A 1,310-nucleotide genomic window follows, 5' to 3' on the forward strand; every position below is an offset into this window, starting at 1 on the left:
TAAAATGGTGAAAATTTTACGTAGAGATACGTTTTTTGGCTATAAAAGAATCGATCTTAAAGTGGAATCCCGCCCTGATTATACTCCTGACTTATTCAAGAATGATGGTCCATTAGCTAAACCAAAAGATGCTCCTATATTATCTATAAAATTACATAAAATTAATGAGGACCTCACTGAAACATTAGTGTTTAAAAAAACATACTCGGAGCCTGACTCAATTGCAGGTACTGCTGATGGGATTTTATTTAGATTCGTTAGCCTTGGGGAAAGATATAAATATGGTCAATATCGTTTAAATCTAGAAATATTAGGTAATTGGCCTGAATTAAAAAATGATAACGTCAGTTATTATCTATTTATTCCTTCTTTCTCAGGAAAATAAAGATGACACCAATAAACTCAACGGAAGAATTATTGCTAAATATTACTAATGACTCTAATTTTTCAAAAGAAAACAAAACAAATCTTATCAACTCAACTACTTACCCAAACCAAGAAGTGAATTATGCGGCAGGAAAGCCATGTACGACATGCCCGCCTCCACAGGCAAGACCTGAATTTGTGGAAAACCTAATAAGATCTTTAGGTATAAGATATACCATCACCATCTATGCTGCTCATCCCTGAACTCCTCTTAATGAGGATAATGGAGAACCCAAATTTAAGAATGGAGAACGTGTGACATCATTTGCGGGACATATGTGGTATGAAATCTCAGATGGAAAATCTGATAACGCCTATGGTTTTGCTCCCATTGAATCGGGAATGCATGGAGATGGAATAGTAACAGAAAAAGATACCATCCATTATGAAAAGCCACGATATAAACGAACATTAGAAATCACAGAGGAACAATATAACCAATTGAGAAATTATGGAACTTCTGCAGTTAAAAATTCAAATCCTGATTTTAACCTTTATTACAACGGAGCCTGGAATAGCTGCATTGATTTTACCTGGAAAGCACTACGAAGTGCTGGATTAAAACCCGGAATGACGTGGAATGATTTTAGTAACATTAATAGAATTAATAAAGCTCTGGGAACATTCGACGGAGATATAAAAGTGGATAATAACATTCCTCATATAAAAACAATTCCAGCCCCATTCCCCAAAAGTGATTTAAATAAAGATCATTACAATGAACGTCCTGAAAAAACTCCAGAACAAAAGCTTCTTACTCAAACAGACAATAATGAAACAGATATTAAAATCAGCTAAAAATAGAAATATCTAAGTTAATCAATGAAATTATCTGCACTTTTGTTATAGTCGGTAATACAATACACTGACTTACCGCGTCCACT

The 1,310-nt window shown here is 34.1% G+C and carries 2 protein-coding genes and 1 pseudogene; all 3 read left to right on the plus strand.

Annotated elements, in window-relative coordinates:
• Positions 1–385: pseudogene (locus NXS07_RS20105) on the plus strand (hypothetical protein); the annotation flags it as partial.
• Positions 386–387: 2 nt separating this feature from the next.
• Complete coding sequence (locus tag NXS07_RS20110) at positions 388–630, plus strand: hypothetical protein (RefSeq protein ID WP_038221607.1); 243 nt, start codon at positions 388–390, stop codon at positions 628–630.
• Positions 631–681: 51 nt separating this feature from the next.
• On the plus strand, positions 682–1,224 hold the full coding sequence (locus tag NXS07_RS20115) for a hypothetical protein (protein WP_230580999.1): 543 nt from the start codon (positions 682–684) through the stop codon (positions 1,222–1,224).
• Positions 1,225–1,310 lie beyond the last annotated feature (86 nt).

The organism is Xenorhabdus bovienii (assembly GCF_024721015.1).
In the GTDB taxonomy this organism is placed as follows: domain Bacteria; phylum Pseudomonadota; class Gammaproteobacteria; order Enterobacterales; family Enterobacteriaceae; genus Xenorhabdus; species Xenorhabdus bovienii.

Coding starts and splice junctions, on each gene's coding strand:
- NXS07_RS20110 (WP_038221607.1), top strand. CDS start 388: ATGACACCAATAAACTCAACGGAAGAATTATTGCTAAATATTACTAAT.